Source organism: Microbacterium umsixpiens, assembly GCF_053543675.1.
In genome coordinates this window covers 6,819-10,953 of sequence record NZ_JBLVOH010000109.1, presented here as the reverse complement: position 1 = coordinate 10,953, position 4,135 = coordinate 6,819, and the positions used below count along the sequence as shown (strand labels likewise).

4 protein-coding genes are annotated in these 4,135 nt (G+C 70.7%); all 4 read left to right on the top strand.

Features of this window, described 5'->3' with window-relative positions; genetic code table 11:
* Nucleotides 1-1,000 (top strand): FecCD family ABC transporter permease (locus tag ACNPM4_RS10990; protein ID WP_448985722.1); only part of this gene is annotated, 1,000 nt, incomplete at its 5' end.
* Entirely contained in the window at nt 997-2,100 is a 1,104-nt protein-coding gene (locus tag ACNPM4_RS10985; protein ID WP_448985720.1) for a FecCD family ABC transporter permease, read from the top strand. The genes ACNPM4_RS10990 and ACNPM4_RS10985, both read left to right, overlap by 4 nt.
* An 11-nt stretch (nt 2,101-2,111) precedes the next feature.
* Nucleotides 2,112-2,900: an ABC transporter ATP-binding protein gene (locus ACNPM4_RS10980; protein ID WP_448985718.1), complete on the top strand. Its 789-nt coding sequence runs from the start codon at nt 2,112-2,114 to the stop codon at nt 2,898-2,900.
* Nucleotides 2,897-4,135 (top strand): ABC transporter transmembrane domain-containing protein (locus tag ACNPM4_RS10975; protein ID WP_448985716.1); only part of this gene is annotated, 1,239 nt, incomplete at its 3' end. The genes ACNPM4_RS10980 and ACNPM4_RS10975, both read left to right, overlap by 4 nt.

Here is a 4,135-nt window from a genome sequence, read left to right as displayed (position 1 = left end):
CCGCAACGGGACGCTGGTGCTGGGACTCATCGTCTCCACCGTGGTGCTGGTGGTCGCCGTCATCGCCTCGCTCGCGATCGGCAGCCGCGCGATCGACCCCCTCACCGTGCTGCAGTCCCTCTTCTCCTACGACGACGAGAACCCGCTGCACCTGATGGTCATGGAACTGCGGGTGCCGCGCACGCTGCTCGGCATCGTCGTCGGTGCCGCCCTCGCCGTGTGCGGCGGACTCATCCAGGCCTTCACCCGCAACCCGCTGGCCGACCCCGGCATCCTCGGAGTCAACGCCGGCGCCTCCTTCGCCGTCACCTTCGCGGTCGGCGTGCTCGGCCTGACGGCACCCGGCGCCTACGTGCCGTTCGCCCTCGCGGGCGCCTTCGTCCTGACGGTGCTCGTCTACGTGCTCGGCTCGTTCGGGGCATCGGGTGCGACCCCCATGAAACTCACGCTCGCCGGGGTCGCCCTGGGCGCGGCCTTCACCGGATTCACCACCGCTATCGTGCTGCGCGACCTCGGCACCCTCCAGGTCATGCGGTTCTGGGGTGTCGGCTCGATCGGCGGACGCACCCTCGACCAGCTCGCGTGGGCGGCGCCACTGATCGCGATCGGTCTGCTGATCGGACTGCTGTGCGCGCGCTCGCTGAACGCCCTCGCCCTGGGCGATGACCTCGCGCAGGCGCTCGGCGCACGCGTGCGCGTGACGCGGATCCTCGTCATCATCGCCGTCACCCTGCTGGCAGGAACCAGCGTCGCCGCTGCCGGCCCCATCGCCTTCGTCGGGCTCATGATCCCGCACATCGTCCGCTGGTTCACCGGACCCGATCAGCGCTGGGTGCTGACCTACTCGATGGTCATCGGCCCGGCGTTCCTGCTGTTCGCCGACATCCTCGGCCGCATCGTGCTCCCGAACGGGGAGATGCGCGTCGGGATCGTGACCGCTCTGCTCGGCGCCCCGATCCTGATCATCCTCGTGCGCCGGAAGCGGGTGAGCGGACTGTGAGCATCGACCAGAAGCCCGTCGCCCTGCCCGCCATCGACTCTTCGCAGACCGAGTTCGCCCCGGTCGATCACGGGCGTCGCCTGATCCGGATCGAGACCCGGCGCATCGCCGCCCTCATCCCGGTGCGCTCCGTCATCGTCAGCGTCGTGCTCATCATCGTCATCGTCGGAACCGGCCTGGCCTCGATGACCATCGGCGCCTACGAGATCGACTTCCCCGCGGTCCTGCGCGCCATCGTCGATCCGGCATCCGACCCCGACATCCGCCAGGTGGTCTTCGAGTGGCGCCTGCCGCGCGTACTGTTCGCGGTGCTGTGCGGAGCAGCGCTGGCCCTCGCCGGCGGGATCTTCCAGTCCCTCACGCGCAACCCGCTCGGCTCCCCCGACATCATCGGCTTCGGGATCGGAGCCCAGTTCGGCGTGACGCTCGTGATGATCGTGCTCGAGCTGAACACCTACATGATCAAGGCGGCGGGAGCCCTCGTCGGCGGTCTGCTCACCGCGCTGCTCGTCTACGTGCTGGCCAACAAGAACACGATGTCGTCGTTCCGCCTCATCATCGTCGGCATCGGCGTCTCGGCCGGCCTCGGGTCGCTCACCTCGTGGATCCTCATCTCGGTCAGCGTCGAGAAGGCGATGATGGCCGCGACCTGGGGCGCGGGCTCGCTCGCCTCGCTCGGCTTCGACCAGCTGATCCCGGCGGCGATCGTGTTCGCGATCGTGACCGTGCTCTCCCTCCCCCTCGCCCGCACGCTGCCGGTGCTGGAGATGGGCGACGACGCGGCCACCGCGCTCGGCATCAGCCCGGGGCGCACCCGCCTCGCGGCCATGATCTTCGGCGTGGCCCTGGTCGCTCTCGTCACCGCCGCCGCCGGCCCCATCTCGTTCATCGCCCTCGCGGCCCCGCAGATCTCGCAGCGGCTCACCCGCTCGAACACCCCGATGGGCACGATGCCCGTGATGCTGACCGGCGCCGCCCTCGTCGTGGTGTCGGATGCCGTCGCCCAGCTCGTCGCCGTACCGGTCGGCGTGGTGACGGTCTCGGTCGGCGGCATCTATCTCGCCTGGCTGCTGGCCGCCCAGTACGCGCGCCGCACCTGAAAGGAACACCCATGACCGCTTCGCTGCTGGCCCGCGACATCACGCTGGGCTACGGAGAGACCCCCATCATCTCCGACCTGTCGCTCGAGGTCCCCGACGGCTCGTTCACGATCATCATCGGACCGAACGCGTGCGGAAAGTCGACCCTGCTGCGCGGGTTCGCCCGCCTGCTGCGCCCGACGACCGGAGCGGTGCTCCTCGACGGTGACGAGCTGCGCTCGCTCAAGCCGAAGGAGGCCGCCCGCAAGCTCGGCCTGCTGCCGCAGTCGTCCATCGCCCCCGACGGCATCACCGTCGCCGACCTCGTCGGGCGCGGACGCTTCCCGCACCAGAGCGCCATGCGCACCTGGAGCAGCGCCGACGAGCGCGCAGTGTCCGAGGCCATGGCGGCGACCGGAGTCACCGACCTGTCGCGGCGCCTGGTCGACGAGCTCTCGGGCGGGCAGCGGCAGCGGGTCTGGGTGGCGATGGCCCTCGCCCAGCAGACGAAGCACCTGCTGCTCGACGAGCCGACGACGTTCCTCGACATCGCGCACCAGATCGACCTGATGGAGCTGTTCGCCGACCTGCACCGCGGCGGCACCACGCTCGTCGCCGTGCTGCACGACCTCAACCATGCCGCCCGCTACGCGACGCACCTCGTGGCGATGCGTGACGGCGCCATCGTGGCGCAGGGCGACCCGCGCGAGATCATCACCGCCGAGCTCGTCCAGGCCGTGTACGACCTGCCCTGCAAGGTCATCACGGACCCGGTGTCGGGCACCCCGCTGGTGCTGCCGCTCGGACGGCGGACGCCGTGACGTCCACTCCGCGAAGGCTGTTGGGGATCGCGCTGAAGTCCGATGGGCGCGGCATCGCCCTCGCCGGGGCCACCGCGCTGCTCATCGTGCACTCCCTCGCCGAGGCGACCATCCCGGTCCTCATCGGGGCGACGATCGACCGCGCCGTGCTGCCCGCCGACCCCGCAGCCCTCGTGCTCTGGCTCGGCGTGCTGGTCGGCACGTTCCTCGTGTTGACCGCGAGCTACCAGGCGGCCTCCCGACTCATGGTCTCGATCTACGGCTACGGCGAGCAGGCGCTGCGCCACCTCGCCCTGTCGCGGATGCTGCGCCCCCGGCTCTCCCGTCGCGCGGTCACTCCGGGCGAAGCACTCACGTTCGTCACTTCCGACACCTACCGCGTGGCCGGAGTCGCCTGGTCGGTCGCGCAGCAGTGCTCGACGATCGCCGCGATCATCGGGGCAGGTCTCGCGATGCTCGTGATCTCGCCCGTCGCGACGCTCGTGGTGTTCGGCTCGACCATCGCGATGATGTTCGTGATGCAGGTGGTCTCGCGCCCGTTGGAGCGTCGCGGCTTCGCCGAGCAGCACGCCGCGACCGAGGCCGGGGCGGTCGCAGCCGACTTCATGAGCGGCTTCCGGGTGCTCGTGGGAATCGGTGCGCGCGAAGAGGCCGTGCGGCGGTACATCGCCGCCAGCGACACCTCCCGCCGGGCCGCGACAGCCGCCGGAAGATCGCTCGCCTCGTACGAAGCGGTGAGCGGCACCCTGGCCGCGGTCGCGACGACGGCCCTCGCCGGCATGTCTGCGTGGTTCGCGGCGGAGGGCCACATCAGCATCGGCGAACTGGTGACCGTGCTCGGACTCGCCCAGTTCATCAGCGGGTATCTCGCGTACGCGGGCTCGTTCCCGAGCAACTGGATCCACAAGCTCGCCTCGGCCAAGCGGCTCGCCGAGGTGATCGACGCCGAAGACCTGCTCGACCCGCCCGCCGCGTCTTCTCCGACAGAGCCGGCCGGCGATGTCGTGCTGGCTTTCCGTGCCGACTCGGGATCCCCGCTCGTGGAGGTGCGCGAGCGTGAGGTGCTCGGCATCCGTCCCGCCGACAGCGACGCGGCCCGCGCGCTCTCCCGCCTGCTCGGGCTGCGCTCGCGAGCCGAGCCCGGGCTGGTGTCGGTCGCCGTCGACGGCGGACTCCGTGATCTGACCACCCTCGACCCCGTCGAGTACCGCCGTCGGGTCGTCGCCCCGCCACAC

Coding starts and splice junctions, on each gene's coding strand:
- ACNPM4_RS10980 (WP_448985718.1), top strand. CDS start 2,112: ATGACCGCTTCGCTGCTGGCCCGCGACATCACGCTGGGCTACGGAGAG.